Genomic DNA, 17,117 nt, shown 5'->3' with positions numbered 1-17,117 from the left:
GACCCCCGGATGGCCGAGACCGTGACCCCCACGGTGGACGACACCCCGCCCCCGGCGAGCACCCGCCGCGAGCGTCGGGGCTGGTACATCTACGACTGGGCCAACTCCGCGTTCCAGACCACCGTGATCACCGTGTTCCTCGGCCCGTTCCTGACCACCGTCGCCGAGTTGGCGGCCGGCTGCGAGTTGGGCGCGGACACCTGCGACGGGTACGTGCACCCGCTGGGTATCCGGGTCGCGGCCGGGTCCTACTACCCGTACCTGATCTCACTGTCGGTGTTCCTGACCGTGTTCGTGCTGCCGGTCATCGGGGCGATCGCCGATCGGTCGGCGCACAAGAAGCGGCTGCTCGGCGGGGCCGCGTTCACCGGTGCCGGCGCGACGATCCTGATGGCCTTCGTCACCGGCGACCGCTACCTGCTCGGCGGGGCGTTATTCCTGATCGCCAACATCTCCTTCGGCGCGGCGGTCGTGGTGTACCACTCGTTCCTGCCGCAGCTCGGCGGCCCCGACGAACGCGACGGCATCTCCAGCCGCGGCTGGGCGATCGGCTATCTCGGCGGCGGTCTGCTGCTGGCGCTGAACCTCGTGGCGATCACCCTGCTCGACGAGGGGGACAACCCGCAACGCACCCTGGACCTGGCCCGCTGGTCGATCGTGTCCGCCGGGGTGTGGTGGGCGGTGTTCACGCTGGTGCCGCTGCGCTGGATGCGCGAGCACCCCAGCGCGGCGGCCCTGGCCGGTGGCGGCGGCAACGTGGTCACCGACGGGTTCCGGCAGCTCGGCCGCACCATGCGCGAGATCAAGGCGTACCCGTTGACGTTGTTCTTCCTGCTCGCGTTCCTGGTCTACAACGACGGCATCCAGACCGTCATCACCCTGGCCAGCCAGTACGGCACCGAGGAGTTGCGCCTCGAGCAGAGCACCCTGATCATCACGATCCTGCTGGTGCAGTTCCTCGCGTTCGGCGGCGCGCTGAGCCTGGGCGCGCTGGCCAGGCGCATCGGCGCGTGGAAGACCGTGCTGCTCAGCCTGGTGCTCTGGACCGGTGTGATCATCGCCGCGTTCCGGCTGCCCGCCGAGGCGCCGGTGCCGTTCATGATCCTCGGCGCGGGCATCGGCCTGGTCCTCGGCGGCAGCCAGGCGTTGAGCCGGTCGCTGTTCAGCCAGCTCATCCCGGTCGGCAAGGAAGGCGAGTACTACGGCTTCTACGAGATCAGCGACAAGGGCACCAGCTGGCTCGGCCCGCTCGCCTTCGGCCTGGTGTTCCAACTCACCGCCTCCTACCGGGTGGGCCTGGTCTCACTGCTGATCTTCTTCGTGGTCGGCTTCCTGCTCCTGGCCGCCGTGCCGATCCGCCGTGCCATCGTCGCCGCGGGCAACACCCCACCGCGGGTGCTCTGAGCACGCGTCCCGCGCGCGACAGATCAGCCTCGGCCGATCGGCTAGGCTGCCCGACCGTGACAGACGACGCCGCCACCGCTCCGACCTGCCTGGCTCACCCGTTCCCCGGCCAGCCGCACGCACCGGCCGGGTGCGCGGCCGCGCGCGGGCTCGACGGGCGGCCGGTGCACGCCGCGGCGTTGAAGTTCTTCTGGGGGCCGATGGACTGCGGCAAGTCGACGATGGCGTTGCAGATGAACTACAACCACGCCCGGCAGGGCCGCCGAGGGCTGGTCACCACCCGCATCGACAGGTCGCTGGGGCCGCAGGTCACCACGCGCATCGGCCTGGCCCACGAGGCCATCGAGGTCACCGACGACCTGGACCTGCGGGCGCTCGTGCGGGGCCGGTGGGCCGACGGGGTACGCGTCGACTACCTGATCTGCGACGAGGCGTGCTTCTACACCGTCGAGCACGTCGAGCAGATGGCCGAGTTGGTCGACAGCTACGACGTGGACGTGTTCGCGTTCGGCCTGGCCACCGACTTCCGGTCCTGCCTGTTCCCCGCCGCGCAACGGCTGTTCGAGTTGGCCGACGAGGTGGCCCGCATCCAGGTCGAGGTGCTCTGCTGGTGTGGTCGGGAGGGGCTGCTCAACGCCCGTGTCGTCGACGGGCGGGTGGTCCGCGAGGGCGCGCAGGTCGTCATCGGCGACACCGTCGACACCGCCGAGGTGCGCTACCAGGTGCTCTGCCGCCGGCACTACCGCTCGGGCGACCTGGGCCCACGCTCTTAGCCGCCCCAGGCGCAGGGTACGACCAGGAGAACGATGGTCATTGATTCGCTGGTTCGGGATAATGCTTCGATCCAGACTTCACCACCTGAGGTGAATGATGATCAATTCCCGGGACGAATCGAAGTACCTGGACTTCCTCTTTGTGGAGGGGGAACGCCTCGGCTGGATCTTCCGCGACCGGCACCTCTACCGTCACCAGTTCCCCGAGTCGTACCCCACTCTCGAACCCGTGCCGGACGGGGTCTTCTTCGACGCCGCGACGGCGAGCGTGGACAAGTGGCACCGGATGCGGCGCTGGGTGGGCATCGGCTTCGGCGTCATGGTGGTTCTGCTCTGCTTCGGGATACTCAGCAGGGGACTGACCGTCAATGTGGGTGCGATCATCGTGCTCGGGCTTGCGGTGATGGTCGGGGGCGCCCTGCTGAGCTGGTTCAACAGCCGCTCCGCCGAGGACGGGCCGACGCGCGAGCGCGAGAGGCAGCTACGGCGCTACGAGGCTGAGTGCGCGTGGTGGGAGCAGCGCCGCGACCAGTTCGACGCCGCCGAGCGGGAGCGGGTCAGCGGCTATCTCGAATGGGGCGCCGCGCTCCTGCCGGCCACAGCCCGTCGGGTCGACATCGTCGGCGGCAGCGCCTGGGGCTGGGAGGCGCTGCTGACCGTGATGGGCGCCTCGATGCTGCGGACCAGCGGCGCGGTGACCCTCGTGGACTTCTCCGGCGAGCCTGCCTGTCACGAACTGGTCTGGCTGGCCAGAGCGGCCTCCATCGACGTCACCGCCATCCGCCTGCCCGAGCAGTTGGGCGAGACCACGCTGCTGTCCACGATCGAGGGCCGGGGCCTGGTCGACAGCCTCGTCGAGGCGATGCACGGGGACGCCCCCGCCGGCCGGCGGGCCGACCGCGCGCAGGACGACCGCATCCTCTCGACCGTCTGCCGGGCCCTCGGCGAGGATGTCACGATCCCCAGGATCGCCGCGGCGGTCGGCGTCCTGCTCGACGAGCCGGGCGACTTCCCCCAGCTCAGCGAGGCCGAGCGGGACCACATCAGCGACTCGCTCTTCGCCGACGAGTTCCGGCGCCAGACCCACCCCAACCTGCGACGGATCGAATCGCACCTGTACCCGCTGCGCGACCTGTTCGCCGCGACCGACCGGAGACAGGTTCAGCACGATCTGGGGAAACCCGGGCTGACCTGCCTCGTCCACGAGACCGCCACGCACAACGTCCGGGACGAGGTGCTCAAGGAGCTGGTCCTCCAGGGATTGGCCCTGCGGCTCACCTCGCCGGAGCCGTTCATCGGCCCGCTGGTCATCGCCGGAGCGGACGACCTCAGCCACCGGCACATCGAGCGGCTCAGCGACCTGTGCGTACGCCGCGGCGTCCGACTGGTGTTGATGTTCCGTCACCTGCGGGACTCGGCGGTCCGCGCCGTCGGCGGGGACGTGGTCGCGTTCATGCGGCTGAGCAACCACGAGGAGGCCGGGCGAGCGGCCGACTTCATCGGCCGGCAACACACCTTCCTGCTCAGCCAGCTCACCCGCACGCTCGGCGGCAGCGAGACCCACTCCCAGGGCAACAGCGTCGGATTCTCCGACCAGACCAGCGGCGCACTCTGGCAGAGGCGCGTCAGCGTCGGCCGGAACTGGACCCACACCAGGACGGTCGCCGACAGCGTGAACTGGAACGAGTCGGCGAGTGAGCAGCGGGCGTACGAGTACGTGGTCGAGCCCCGCACTCTTCAGGACCTGCCGGACTACGCGTTGATCGAGGTCACGCAGGGCACCGGGAGACTGTCGGTACGCAGTGTGGAGTGCAATCCGGACATCATCTCGCTCCCCGGGGTCACCACCGGAGCGCTGCCGGACCTGCCGCTGCCGGATCCGGCGCAGGTGCCGGTACATCCGTTCAGTGCGCAGGGCCTACCGGGACAGGCACTCCCGGGTGACGACGACGACGAGTTCGAGTGGGCCGAGGAGAACCACCCGGAGGACTGGCGATGACGTCTCCCACCGACCCGCGGTGGGACGTACGCGGCTGGCTCGACCACCTGAGGGCGTACCGGATCGTGGAACTGCCGCGGCTGCCCCCGCGAATGGACCAGGTGAGCGGTGATCCGGGGCGGCGGCAGCGACTGGCCGCCGTCGTCGCGGCGTACCACTCGGCTGCCGCGACCGGGGGCGGCGGCCGCCTCGCCGTCGGCTGGTGCCGTCCGGCCGCGCAGAGCGGGGTGCACGTCTTCACCGGCGGCGGTATCGACGCCACGGGAGCTGCCGGTCGGCACCGAAGCAGCCTCTTCGCTGGCGCTGTCGGCCACGCCTACCCCGCCGGAGGCCTGACCGAGCTGCTCGACGCACTGCCCTGCTGGACGCGGATCGCCGGGATGACGGACGGGCTGGTCGAGGAGCGCGACGACCGGCATCGACCGACCGATCTGCGCCCCCGGCTCGACGACTGCCTGCTCGGCGTCTGGCCGGACGCCTTCGCCTGGCTGCTGCTCGCCGACCCCGTCCCCGCCGACGACGTCGCGGCGCAGGCCAGGCAGCTCGCCGTCCAGGAGCGCGACGCCAGGGCCCGGGGCTCCTCGCCCACCCAGGGGGTACGCGCCCTGCGGCTCGAGCGTCGGCACCGGGAGCTGGCCGCAGCCGAGACGCTCGGGTGGTGGCGGATCCACCTGCTGGCCGCGGGTACGACGCCGGCGGCCGCCGCGGCCGTGGCGGGGCTGCTCAGCGCATCTGTCGACCTGCACGGCCTGCCCTACGCCCTGGCGCCCACCCGCGTCTCCGGTGTCCTGAGCGACCTGCTGGGGCGGGCCGAACTGGCCACCCTGACCGGTGGAGCGGCACGGTCCCCGGAGCGGCGGCCCGCCGCCCCGAGTGCTCCCTTTTTTGGCAGTTCGTCGCTGGTGGCCGCGCTGGCGGTTCCTCCGGCGGAGGAGACACCAGGAGTCCGTCTGACCGTGCAATCGGAGTTCGACGTCACCCCGGAGACCGACGCCGCTACGGACCGGGAGCCACGTCCGGTCCCTGCCGAGTCGATAGCGATCGGTGCCGTGCTCGACCGGCACGGCACCGTGGGCGACCAGTTGCGGGTGCCGCTGACCAGTCTGAACCGGCACACCTTCGTGTGCGGGGCGACCGGGGCCGGCAAGTCGCAGACCGTCCGGCATCTGCTCGAACAGGCCACCGAGGCGGGGCTGCCCTGGCTGGTGATCGAGCCGGCGAAGGCCGAGTACCGGCGGATGGCCAGCCGGCTACCGCGCGCGAGTGTCGTCGTGGTCCGCCCCGGCGAGGCTGCGACGCCGCCCGCCGGGTTCAATCCCCTTCAGCCGGTGCCCGGGTTCCCGCTACAGACCCATGCGGACCTCGTCCGGGCCCTGTTCCTTGCCGCCTTCGACGCGGAAGAGCCCTTCCCGCAGGTTCTCGCCGCGGCCCTGGCCCGTTCGTACGAACAGCTCGGGTGGGACCTGACCCTGGGTGAGCCGCGGCTACCCGGACACCGGCCGCGCTATCCGACCCTGGGCGACCTGCACCAGGCGGCGGAGGAGGTGGTGAACCAGATCGGATACGGCCGCGAGGTCGCCGACAATGTCCGCGGGTTCATCCGGGTCAGGTTGGCCAGCCTGCGACTGGGTACGACCGGGAGCTTCTTCGAAGGTGGCCACCCCATCGACATCGCGCGCCTGCTGGACTCGAACGTCGTCGTCGAGATTGAGGACGTCGGCGACGACCGGGACAAGGCGTTCCTCATGGGTGCCCTGCTCATCCAGCTGACCGAGTACCTACGGGTGCGGGAACGCCGGGAGGATCGCGGGGCCACCCTGCGACATTTGTGCGTCGTCGAGGAGGCGCACCGGCTCCTGCGGCGCACCGACCACCAGGGCCCGGCCGCCGCGTACGCGGTGGAGCTGTTCGCCGGCCTGCTGGCGGAGGTCCGCGCGTACGGGGAGGGCCTGGTGATCGTCGAGCAGATCCCGGAGAAGCTCGCCTCCGACGTCATCAAGAACACCGCCGTGAAGGTCATGCACAGGTTGCCCGCCCGGGACGACCGGGACGCCGTCGGAGCGACGATCAATCTCACCGCCCGTCAGTCGGAGTTCGTCGTGACGCTGCCGTCCGGCGTCGGCGCCGTCTGCACCGACGGCATGGACCACCCGGTGCTCGTCCGGGTGCCGGACGGTACCGATCGCGAGACAGCCGCACCCGTCGGCACCGCCGACCCGTCGGAGATCATCGGCCGTCGTAGCGCCAGCTGCGGCGGCGCGTGCCTGGCCCAGCCCTGCACCCTGCGGGACATGCGCCGGGCACGCCTGCTGCTGGCGGATCTGCCCTGGTTGGGGCTCTGGAGCGAACTGGCGGTGGTGGGACACCTCACTGGGTGGCCCACGCCGGCCATCCGCGCGGAACTGATCCAGATCCTGCACCTGATGCCGGTACGGCTGCGCGAATGCGCCCTCTCGCACGCGGTCGACGCAGCGGTCGCCGCCCGGTCCGCGCACCTGTCGACCCGGTCCGACCCGGACGAGTTGGTCAAGCACGTCGTCGACTCGCTGCGCTGGACGGCGTTCGGCGGCGGGCACTGCGCGGAGCAGGAGCCGGAATTCCTGGCACACCGTTACCGCCGGGCGACGCTGCTCGAGATCGACCAGCGGGACCGGGCAGCCGGTCAGGTCGTGGCCTTCGGGTCCCGTACGCCCTCGGTGATCGAGACAACTGTCGGGGTCGAATACGACACCCCGTCCTGGCCCGACCGGCTCGCCGAGACCGTCGACACCCATTTCGCCGCCTGCCGATGGCCGATGCGGGTCCTCGCGAGCGGCCGATATCGCGGAAAGGCGTGACAGATGAGTCCACGCTGGGATGACCCGAAGTCCGCGGCCGGAAGTCCGGACGACGACACGCGACCCTCCGACCGCACCGAGCCGAGCGAGGATCGTGACCGGCTGGAACGCTCGGCCGAGCCGGGCGACGGGAGGGAAACCGAGGATCCGGACACGGGGGCGGAGACGCTGGACCCGGCCGAGGAGCGGGCGGCGACCGACGAGGCGTCGCTACGAGAGCGGTCGCAGGCTGGGGCACAGCAGGCCGGCACGGCGGTGGCGGCCCTGGCCGGGGCGGTCGGGATCTCGGTGGCCAGCGTCCTCGGTTGGCAGAAGACCGACGACAGGCTGTGGGACGTCGCACGGACCGCGACGGCAGCCGCGGAGCCCCTCGAAGGAGCGGCGTCGGACGTCCGGAAGAGAAGAAACCAGGAGGTCGCGACGGAGGAGCCCAACCCGGACGTCGATCGGCAGGAGCAACCACCACCGGACCGGGAGGGCGAGCGGCCGTCAACGGTGGACCGCCCCTCGGCCGAAGGACCGCCCCCGGACGCCACTGACGACGATTGAGCTGGACGTACCGCCCAGGCACGGTGGTGTGGTGGCTGACCGGGTGCCGATCGCGTCAGCCGGCCGCCCCCCGGGTCGGGGACGGCCGGCCCTGGTCCGGGTCGATCAGCCGACGCAGACCTGCTGCGCCCTGATCCTCCACGAGAAGGCGTACGCCGCGATCTCCCTTCCGGTGGCGTCCGCGCTGTCCAGTGCCGGCTTGGGCAGCAGGGTCGCCACCGAGCCGGCCCCGGTCAGTCCGGTCAACACCGCGCCGACCCCCGCGGTCTGCGACCCCGCAGGGCAGGCCGGAGCAGTCGCGGTTTTCGGCGCGGACGCGTTGGAAGCGCTGTCCACCTGCGTCAACGCCATCGCCGGCAGCGGGGTGCCACAGAACGCCTGGGTCTGCAGGGTGAAGTTGCCGGGAGCCCCGAAGACGTACGCCGTGCTGGACACCGAGGTGAGCGCCGGAATGAACTCCAGTTCGTCGATCGCCACCGCGGCGTTCGCGTTGTCCACCCGGTACCCGCCGCCGAAGGTCTTCTTGCCCGGCGGGCACACGGCGGTCACGGCCACCTTGTCCAGCGCGTTGTTCGCCGACGTGGTGGTGACCAGTTGCAGTCCGGCCACCGCCCCGGCCGGGGCGCAGACCGCGAACGCGTCCACCGACCAGGGCACGGCAGTGGCGTTGGCCTCCACGCCCAACACCGTCACCGTGTGCAGGGTGGCATCGGCGTAGACCCGGGTCATCAGGACATCGCCCTGACCGTCGTTGATCCGCCCGCCGGCGCCGACCACCTGGTCGGCACCGTTGCACGAGATGGTCATCGTCTTGGCGTTCGTCGCGTCCAGAACGCTCGTCGCGGCGACCCGGTACAGGCCGACCGACGCCTGCGCCGGGGTTGTCGGTGCGAGCAGCGTCGTGGCCGCCGCCACGCCCGTCAACACTGCCAGACCAGCCAGTTTCCGCTTCATCGGATCTTCCCTCCGCACTGCCTCGTCGACTGTCGACGACGGCGTTGCGACCAGACTCCGCAGCCTCGTCAGGAGCGCGTCAGCAGCGCGGACGCCCACGCCGTACTGACGCCACGATGACGGGTGGCTGCGACAGTGCCGGCGACGTCATCGCGGCGTCACCGGGCTCCGGACGGGGTCCACGAACGGGAGGTCCCATCATGCGTATCCGAGCGGCGGCGCTGGCCGCCCTCCTGGTCAGCGGCGCTCTGATCGGCGTCAGCGGCGGCGCGGCGTACGCCGACCCGGACGCGAATCCGTGCGCCGCCACCGACGGCGACCCGATCATGGGCACCGCCGGCGACGACATCCTGCACGGCAGCGGCGGACCCGACGAGATCTACGGGCTCGGCGGTGACGACATCATCTTCGGCGGCGGTGGTGTCGACACGATCCACGGCGGCGGCGGCGACGACGTCCTGTTCGGTAACGACTGCGGGGACTTCATCGTCGGCGGGGCCGGTGACGATGTGCTGGCCGGTCTCGACGGCGACGACCACCTCTCCGGCGCCAACGGCGCGGACCTGCTGATCGGGGTGGCCGGCGTCACCGTCTGGGGCGTGGTCAGCGACGGCGACAGCCTCGACGGTGGGCCCGGGGAGGACACCTGCGCGGAGGACGACGAGGTCAGCAGCGACATGGTCTTCTACTCGTACGTGGACACCGACGACGGCAACGAGAACCTCTACAACTGCTGACCGGCCGTCGTCCGCAGCACGCCCGGGTCCGGGGGCGGTGCGTCGATCGCGCGCATCGCCCCCACCCACCTGTCGAACGCCCGCCGAGCCTCTCCGTGCCGGCCGGCACCGACAAGCGTCGCGACCAGCGCTTGGTGCGCCCACTCGTCGTAGGAGTCGGCGTCGAGCAGCCGGACCAGAGTGGTGACGGCCCGGTCGGCGTCACCGTCGCGCCGGTATCGGCGGGCCAGTTCACGCAGCGCCCGCAACCACACCGAGCGGGCCTCTTCCCGCAGCCCGTCGGCCCAGTCCTCGTAGGGCTCGTCGGCGAAGGCGTCCCCCCGGTAGGCGGCGTCCACCTCGGCGAGCATCGCGCGGGCGCGCGCCGGGTCACCGTCGCGGGCGAGTCGCTCGGCCCGCGGGACGTCAGCGAGGACGTTCTCCGCGTCGACGACCACCCGGGTCAGGTCGATGCGCACGCCGGTCAGGTCGGCGCGCACGTACCGGTCGACGGGCCACCGCCGGGGAGGATCGAGCACGGCACGCACAGCGGACAGCAACACCGACAGGCGGTGCGCGGTCCGCCGGGGCTCGTCGTCGGGCCACAGCAGCTCGCACAGCTCCGCTCGCCCCACGGCACGGCCGCGCCGGGCGACGAGGATCTTCAGTAACGTGCGGGCCTGCCGGGACCGCCACGACGGCAGCGGTACCTCCCGCCCGCCGACGATGACTTCGAACCGCCCGAGCACCCGCACCTCGACGGTCCCACCGTCGACGGACGGCTCGGACAACTGCCGACCGTCGATCGTCTCGACCCCGAGCGCCAGCAACCGGTCGGCTGCCGCCTGCGCCGCCGAGCGCTGCGCGTCGTCTGCGCCCGGGACCCGACCCAGCAGGACGACTGTCTGTTCGGCGGCCGGTCCCGCGCCCGCCGCCCGCCAGATCGCCCCGGCCTCCAGCAGCGCGTCGCGGCTCGCGGCCGGGTCGGCGGCGACGGTGGCGGTGAGTTCCAACGCCTCGGCCAACGCGTCGGCCTGCCGACCGGTCCGGGCCGCCCGCACCGCTTCGGCCGCCCGCCGCCGGGCCACCTCCAGGTCACCCCCGGCGTACGCCACCCAGCCCGTCGCCGCCAGCGCGCAGGAGAGCAGGAACGCCGGTGCCAGTCGGTATGCCTCGTCAGCGGCGGCACGGGCGGCGGTGAGGTCGGCTGCGGCGCCCTCACAACGCAGCCGGGCCAGGCCGACCAGCGCCGGGATGCGTACCTGTAGGTCGCCCACGTCCCGGGCCAGCTCCGCGGCCTCGGTGAAGGCCGCCAACGCCTCCTCCCGTCGGCCAAGGCGGCGACTGACCTCGGCCAACCCGTACACGCCGAAGGCCGCCCGGTTGAGTCCCAACCGCTGCGAGACCAGTTTGGAACGGGTGAAGTGCAGGGTCGCCTCGTCGTAGCGGCCCAACCGCACCAGCGCCTCACCCGCGTTGTGCAGCGCGGTCACCAACACTCCCGGCGGTCCGGCGAGTTCCGCCGCGCGGACCGCCCGCACGGCGGTGGCCAGCGCCGACGGGTACCGGGCCTCCCGCAGCAGGCAGTGCGCCTGGTTGACCAGGACCCGCGCCTGTTGGACCAGGTCACCCGCGCGTTCCGCCGCCGTCAGCGCCTCGGCCAGGTGCCCGTCGCGGCGGACACCGGACGAGGTCAGCGCGGCCGCGATGTGCGCCGCCGCCAACGGGGCGTCCTCGTTGAGCTGCCGCGCCGCGCCCAGCGCCCGCGCCCCGGTGCTGACCGCCTCGTCGACCCGGCCGAGCTGGGCGAGGGTGCTGGCGCGGCAGGCCAGCAGCAGGACGTCGTCGGGGCCGGGTGGGGTGAGCGTCGGCGGCGCGCTCACCCGGTCGAGCACCGCGAGGGCACCGGCGTAGTCGGTGCGCAGGTACGGCACCATCGCGGCCCGCCACAGCAGCCGGGCCGGCCAGCGACGGTCGTGCTCCGACCGGGCCAGCAGCGGGGCGAAGACCCGCGACGCCCAGGTCACCGAGCCGGACATCCGCAACGCGTCGCCGAAGATCAGTTGGAGGTCGGGGTTCTGCTCGGCCGATGGCAACACGCTGACCAGGTCGACGACGTCCGGTGCCCCACCACCGGCGAGCATGTCCTCACCGTGGCTGACGATCAGGCCGGCACAGCGGGGGATGTCGCTCGCGTCGTGCAGGGCTCGGGCAGCCGCCAGCGGGTACGCGTTGGCGAGATACCAGTCGGCGGCGGCGGACAACCGCTGGCGGCCCGAGGTGTCCGGGTGGCCCGCCTGCTGGGCGAGCACCGCCGCGAGCACAGGTACCAGCTGCACGGTCGGTGAGGTGGGGCCGGAACGTCGGCGCGGATGGGCGACCAGCAGACCGGTGCGGGTCGACCAGCGCAACGCCTGCGTGGTGGCGTCGGCCGGTGTGTCGGGATCGATGGCCACGCACAGCGGCGCGGTGATCGGGTCGAGGTGGTGGACGCGCTCCAGCAGACCCGCCACCTGCGCGGGAAGGTCGGCGAGGATCTCGTCGCGGGCGAAGTGCCCGCCGGCGGTGCCGGGCTCGGTCAGGGCGGCGAGCAGGTCCCGCCGGCCGACGCCCTGCCGACCGAGGGCGTCACCGGCGAGGTGCACCCACGCTGGCCAGCCGGCGGTCAGGTGGTAGACCAGGTAGGCCAGGTCGCTGTCGGGCACCGCGTGTTCGTCACGCAGGATCCGGGCGACCGCGTCCCGCCCGAGGGCGAGGGTTTCCGGCCCCCGGTGCACCACGCGCCCGGCGCAGGCGTCGCGTGCCGCGTCGGCGAGTGGTTGTCGAGCGGCCAGCGTCACCGCCGGCCGACCCGGCAGCGCGCTCAGCAGCCGTACCAGGGCCAGTTGGTCGTCTGCGGTGAGCGCGGACATCTCGTCCACGGCGACCCTTGCCAGCGGGTACGCGCCCGGCGGGCCGGGCTGCGACAGCGCGTCGAGCAGGTCCGCCGCCAGGTGACACGCCGTCGGAGCGTCCCCGCCGATGGTCTCCAGGGCGGTGGTCTTGCCGTAGCCGGCGGCGGCCACCAGGATCAGCCACCTCGGCGGTCGGGTCCGGCGGTCGGTTGCCATCGCGTCGCCTCCGCTCGTGCGAGCACCGCGCAGGCTCACGCTAACGACGAGACGGGCTGCCCACGCCGGCGTTGTCCGGGAACCGACGCAGGTTCCCGGCGCGCACTGCCGCGCGACGGCGAGTACCCGCACCGGGCGGCCGAAGCTGCGCGCCAGCCGGGCGCGGTGGCAGCCCGGCGGCCCAGTGGTGATCGGTACCTGAGCGACCGAGCCCCGCGTCGGGGCGGTCGGTCACACCTCGGATGCTGGGTCCGTGACCGGACGTGCGGGCGTCGATGCGGGCTTGCGGTACCGGCCGTGCTCCCGAACCGTGCGAAAGCCCAGGCGCTCGTACAGCGAGCGCGCCCCGGCTGGGTCGTCGCCTTCGGTGTGGAGTCGGACGGGCCCGGCGCCGCGCCGCGCCAGTTCGACGACAACGCGCCCGACCAGCGCGGATGCCAGACCGCGGCGCTGAAACGCAGGATCTGTCTGTACGTCGACGATTTCGGCGAATCCGGCACGGGGCACCGCGGCGACGAGGCCCACCAGCTGGTTGTCCGTGCTGGCCACCTGGAACAGGCTGAGGTCCGTTCGGGCGAGCCAGTCGCGCAGCCCGTCCTCATCGGGCCGGATGAAGAAGGGCCGCCCGGCCCAGGCACGCGCGGTGAGGCCGATCAGTGCGGCGGCGTCGCCAACCGTGGCGGTCCGGACGGCGACGCCGCCGGGTAGTGGGTGTAGTGGCCGGTCCTGCCCGTCGTGGACCATCTCGACCAGGGAGAACACGCGGCGGTAGCCGTGGCGCTGCAGGAGGGCGACCCGGTCCGGCTGGACGGACGACGCGTTCGCGGCCAGGACGCCCTCCCCCGCCAATTCCCGCGCGGCGGCCTCGGTGGCCACCAGCAGTCGGGTGCCTATTCCTCGCCGCCGCGCCGGCGGCGCGACGTACCCGTCGGCGCGGCGGACGGTGGTGCCGTCGTCCTCGGTCCAGCTGATCAGCATCGCCCACCCGACGGGTCCACCGGAGCCGTCCAGTGCGACGGCCGCCCAGTTTGCGACCTCGCAGCGTCGGCGCAGCTCGTCGACGTCCGGCAGCGGGGCGACGGTGGAGTGCGGGTCGATGTGGTCGGCGGCGACGTGCCGCAGGTGCAGTGCGTGCACCGCCACCGCGTCGTCGGGGCGAAACGGACGCAGTTCAATCTCTGGCATACCGCCAGTAGATCGCCGTCGTCAATCGATATCGCGGTGTCCGTTCGCGTTGGAAACTACGGCTGGCCCGGTCAGGACGGCTGCCGTTCGGCCGGGCGTGCCCGCAGCCGGTCGGTCACGATGACGGCGACGGTCACCGCCAACGCCAGCGCGGCGCACACCGCGACGGGCAGTCCCAGCCGCACGCAGATCGGCACCAGCGCCAGCAGCACCAGCACGGCGGCGATCCGGCTGGTCGGTGGGCGTCGCCACAGCAACGCCTTGTAGGCGCCGTGCCCGGCGAGGAACAACGCCGGACCACCCAGGGTGAACAGCGCGGCGACAGTGGTGGCCGGCGCGCCGGGCTCCCGCAGCAACAGCTCGTCGCCCGCGGAGGCGACGATCACGCCGGCGACGATCACGGGGTGCAGGTAGTTGAACGCGACCCGGCTCAACGCCCCGGTGCGCTCGCCCGCCCCCGCGATCACCTCGGTCGCGGCCGGGGCCGAGCGGGCGAAGTACACCCACCACAGCGCCACCGAACCGGCGAACGCCAGCAGGAACGCCCCGGACGTCACCAGGTCCACGTGTGAGGTGAGGGTGCTCCCGGTGACCAGGATCGACTCGCCCAACGCGATCAGGACGAACGCCGCGCACCGCTCGGCCAGGTGCCCACCCTCCACCATCCACCGTTCGGCGTGGGTGCGACCCCGCCCAGGCAGCGGGTAACCGATCAACAGGCCGACCACCTCGATCACGATCACCGTCGCCCACAATGCCTCCCGGGCGACACCGTCGACCAGGCCGCCGAGCACCACGAGCACCGACGTGGCGAAGAACCACGGCAGCAGGTGCTGAAATCCGTCGACCAGCCATGGGCTGCCCTTCACCGCCCACATGGCGAACAGGGTGCGGCCCACCTGTACGGCCACGTAGACCACCGCGAAGAGCAGGCCGGTCCCGGCGAACGCGTCCGGAATCGCTGCCGACAACGACAGGCTGCCCAACGCCACCCCGATCAGCGCCGTGCGCACCGGCCCCTGATCCGGTTGCAACCAGTTGGTCAGCCAGGTGGTGTAGACCCAGACGAACCAGACGAGCGCCAGCAGCAGGGCCGTGCGCGCGGCGCCCCGCCAGTCCGGGTGGGCGATCAGGTAGTGCGACAACTGGGTGACGCTGAAGATGAAGACCAGGTCGAAGAAGAGTTCCGTGGACGTGGTCGGCTGCACCCCCGTGCGCGGGCGCAACAGCCAGGGACGCACCGGCGTGATGGCCGGTGGCTCAGAAGGGGTCACCGCACACCCGCCAGTCCCCGCCCTCGCGGACCACCGGCAGACGCCGTTCCTCGCTGAGCCCGCCGTCGCGGGTCACCTTCACGGTCACCGTGCCGTGCGGTCGTCCGCTGCGGGTGGCGACCGACACGTCGGTGATCTCGTAGTCGGTGACCATCGGCGGCGTCCGCACCCAACTGGTGAAGCCGATCGCGCTCCACCGGCTGCGCGCGTCCGCACAGAGCCGCTCGTACGCCTGGTCGCTGTCGCCCAGGGCCACCTCGCTGAGAAAGTCGTCGGCGGTCTCCCGGATCGGGCCGGCGGCCTGGCGGACGGTCTGCAGGTTCCAGGCGGCCACCCCGGCCACGCCGACGCAGCACAGCGCCACACCGAACCCGGCGAACGCCAGCCCGGTGCGCATCGGGCGGTTGCGCCGGGCCGGTCGGCTCCACGGCTGGCCGGCACCCACGACTACCGACCGTAGAGAACGCCATCGCACTGAAGTGCGACAAGTCGGAAATCGGGCGTACCTGGGTTGGTGGGACTGCCCTGTTCGGACCGACCACGGATCGTCTACCGTCGGCGCACGTCCCCGAGCAGTACCAGGAGTCGATCGATGAGCCGCTTCGTGCAGCCGGTGCCACCCCCCGTCGATCCGTACGCCGGTGACGGCCTGCTGCGCTCCTGGCTGGAGCGCCACCTGGGTCCGGACGGGCACGCCGCCGCGAAGGGACGCCTCGCCGACCTGGCCGCCGACGTCAGCGGGCCGCTGCGCGCGGCCCACGCCGACGCGGAGGCGCACCCGCCGACCCTGGTCCGCTATGACCCGTGGGGCGCCCGGGTCGACCGGATCGACACCTCCGCCGGCTGGCAGGCGCAGCGTGCCGCCGCCGCCCGACACGCCGTGGTCGCGCTGCCCTACCTGACCGAGGCGCGCGGCACCTGGGGCGCCGCCGCGCGGGTCGTGCAACACGCCCTGCTGCACCTGTACGGGCCGGAGTCGGCGACGTTCTCCTGCCCGGTGGCGATGGCCGACGGGGCGGCGGCGCTGCTGAGCATGCCCGACGTGGACGCCGGGGTGCGCGACGCGTGGCTGCCCCGGCTGATCTCCACGGACCCGGCCACGGCGATCACCAGTGGGCAGTGGATGACCGAGTCGCAGGGCGGCTCCGACCTGGGCCGGTCGAGCACGATCGGCCGACCGGCGGCGGATGGGTCCTGGCGGCTGACCGGGGAGAAGTGGTTCTGCTCGGCCGCCGACGCGGCGATGGCGGTGGCGCTGGCCCGGCCGGAGGACGCCGGGCGCGGCAGTCGGGTGCTCGCACCGTTCCTGGTCCCCCGCTACGCGGCCGACTCGCCGTTGAGCATCGGCGGGGCGCCGGACGCGCCCGCATCGGGTGTCACCGTGCGCCGCCTCAAGGACAAGCTCGGCACCCGGGCGCTGCCCACCGCCGAGATCGGTCTGCACGACGCGTACGCGCTCCCGCTGGGCGACCCGGCGGTGCCCGGCCTGGTCCGGGCGATGACCCTGGTCGTGGTGACCCGGGTGCACAACGCCGCCGCGGCGGCCGGCGGGATGCGCCGCGGGCTGGACTACGCCCGCGCGTACGCCGACGTGCGGCACGTCGCCGGCGGCCCGCTGATGTCCTCGCCGCTGCACCGGGCCACGCTGGGCACCCTCGCGGTCGACGCGGCGGGCGCGTTCGCCCTCGCCGGGCACGCGTTCGCCCTGCTGGGGCGGGTCGAGGTCGGCGCCGACCCGGAGGCCGCGGCGGAGCTGCGCATCGTGGCGCCGCTGGCGAAGCTGGCCACCGGCCGACTGGCCGTCAGCTCCGCCAGCGAGTACGTGGAGAGTTTCGGCGGCGCCGGTTACGTGGAGGACACCGGTGTGCCCCGGCTGCTGCGCGACGCGCAGGTGCTGCCGATCTGGGAGGGCACCACAAATGTGCTGGCCCTGGACGTGCTGCGCGCGTTGACCAGGGAGGACGCCGGGACCCCGGTGCTGGGCCGGCTCGCCGCCGCGGTCGACCTGGCCCGACCGCTGTCGCCGACGCTCGCCGACACCCTGGCCGCCGCCGCCACGCGGCTGGGCGACACGATCACCTCGGTGACCGCCGATCCGGGCGCCGCCGCGGTGCAGGCCGGTGCCCGTGGTCTGGCGCTGCGCCTCGCGTACGCGCTGACCACCGCGTTGCTCGTCGAGCACGCCGCGTGGGGTGACGAGCAGGCGGAGCTGGCGGCCCGGCTGTGGGCGCGGCGCTGGCTGCGGCACGAGGAGATCGCCGAGGACGCCCACCACCACCTGGAGTTGCTCTGCTGACCGCCCGGAGCGAGCGCACG

At 72.6% G+C, this 17,117-nt stretch carries 12 protein-coding genes; 7 read left to right on the top strand and 5 right to left on the bottom strand.

The annotated features are described in order from the left end of the window. Positions 1-9 precede the first annotated feature (9 nt). The 5 genes from ACFYPM_RS27735 to ACFYPM_RS27715 all read left to right on the top strand — a co-directional run bounded on the left by ACFYPM_RS27735 (position 10) and on the right by ACFYPM_RS27715 (position 7,562). Positions 10-1,404 (top strand): MFS transporter, encoded by a 1,395-nt coding sequence (locus tag ACFYPM_RS27735; RefSeq protein ID WP_357249311.1) that lies wholly within the window; start codon positions 10-12, stop codon positions 1,402-1,404. 56 nt (positions 1,405-1,460) lie between these two features. Then, entirely contained in the window at positions 1,461-2,177 is a 717-nt protein-coding gene (locus ACFYPM_RS27730; protein WP_387202881.1) for a thymidine kinase, read from the top strand. 97 nt (positions 2,178-2,274) lie between these two features. Beyond that, the gene (locus tag ACFYPM_RS27725; RefSeq protein WP_387202878.1) at positions 2,275-4,176 is read left to right on the top strand and encodes a hypothetical protein; all 1,902 of its coding nucleotides are present in this window, start codon (positions 2,275-2,277) and stop codon (positions 4,174-4,176) included. Continuing rightward, positions 4,173-7,013: an ATP-binding protein gene (locus ACFYPM_RS27720; protein ID WP_387202875.1), complete on the top strand. Its 2,841-nt coding sequence runs from the start codon at positions 4,173-4,175 to the stop codon at positions 7,011-7,013. Before ACFYPM_RS27725 ends, ACFYPM_RS27720 begins: the two co-directional genes overlap by 4 nt. Positions 7,014-7,016: 3 nt before the next feature. Next, on the top strand, positions 7,017-7,562 hold the full coding sequence (locus ACFYPM_RS27715; protein ID WP_387202872.1) for a hypothetical protein: 546 nt from the start codon (positions 7,017-7,019) through the stop codon (positions 7,560-7,562). A 105-nt stretch (positions 7,563-7,667) separates the two neighbouring features. Here the strand turns inward: ACFYPM_RS27715 and ACFYPM_RS27710 are convergent, their stop codons facing one another. Next, on the bottom strand, positions 7,668-8,516 hold the full coding sequence (locus ACFYPM_RS27710) for a hypothetical protein (protein ID WP_387202869.1): 849 nt from the start codon (positions 8,514-8,516) through the stop codon (positions 7,668-7,670). 200 nt (positions 8,517-8,716) lie between these two features. Between ACFYPM_RS27710 and ACFYPM_RS27705 the strand changes: the two genes are divergently transcribed. Then, on the top strand, positions 8,717-9,253 hold the full coding sequence (locus ACFYPM_RS27705) for a calcium-binding protein (protein ID WP_387202866.1): 537 nt from the start codon (positions 8,717-8,719) through the stop codon (positions 9,251-9,253). Here the strand turns inward: ACFYPM_RS27705 and ACFYPM_RS27700 are convergent. The 4 genes from ACFYPM_RS27700 to ACFYPM_RS27685 all read right to left on the bottom strand — a co-directional run bounded on the left by ACFYPM_RS27700 (position 9,241) and on the right by ACFYPM_RS27685 (position 15,246). Beyond that, positions 9,241-12,342 (bottom strand): BTAD domain-containing putative transcriptional regulator, encoded by a 3,102-nt coding sequence (locus tag ACFYPM_RS27700; RefSeq protein WP_387202863.1) that lies wholly within the window; start codon positions 12,340-12,342, stop codon positions 9,241-9,243. The two genes, ACFYPM_RS27705 and ACFYPM_RS27700, sit on opposite strands and share 13 nt — an antisense overlap. A gap of 231 nt (positions 12,343-12,573) precedes the next feature. After that, on the bottom strand, positions 12,574-13,527 hold the full coding sequence (locus tag ACFYPM_RS27695; protein WP_387202860.1) for a GNAT family N-acetyltransferase: 954 nt from the start codon (positions 13,525-13,527) through the stop codon (positions 12,574-12,576). Positions 13,528-13,598: 71 nt separating this feature from the next. Further along, entirely contained in the window at positions 13,599-14,801 is a 1,203-nt protein-coding gene (locus ACFYPM_RS27690) for a low temperature requirement protein A (RefSeq protein ID WP_387202857.1), read from the bottom strand. After that, on the bottom strand, positions 14,788-15,246 hold the full coding sequence (locus ACFYPM_RS27685) for a hypothetical protein (protein WP_357249328.1): 459 nt from the start codon (positions 15,244-15,246) through the stop codon (positions 14,788-14,790). Before ACFYPM_RS27685 ends, ACFYPM_RS27690 begins: the two co-directional genes overlap by 14 nt. Before the next feature lie 147 nt (positions 15,247-15,393). Between ACFYPM_RS27685 and ACFYPM_RS27680 the strand changes: the two genes are divergently transcribed. Continuing rightward, positions 15,394-17,097: an acyl-CoA dehydrogenase family protein gene (locus ACFYPM_RS27680; RefSeq protein ID WP_387202854.1), complete on the top strand. Its 1,704-nt coding sequence runs from the start codon at positions 15,394-15,396 to the stop codon at positions 17,095-17,097. The last annotated feature ends 20 nt before the right edge of the window (positions 17,098-17,117 follow it).

Origin of the sequence: Micromonospora sp. NPDC005203, from assembly GCF_042872705.1 — a bacterium.
Lineage (GTDB): Bacteria > Actinomycetota > Actinomycetes > Mycobacteriales > Micromonosporaceae > Micromonospora.
The sequence above is the reverse complement of the archived record's forward strand: the minus strand, read 5'-3'. Positions and strand labels throughout refer to the sequence as shown.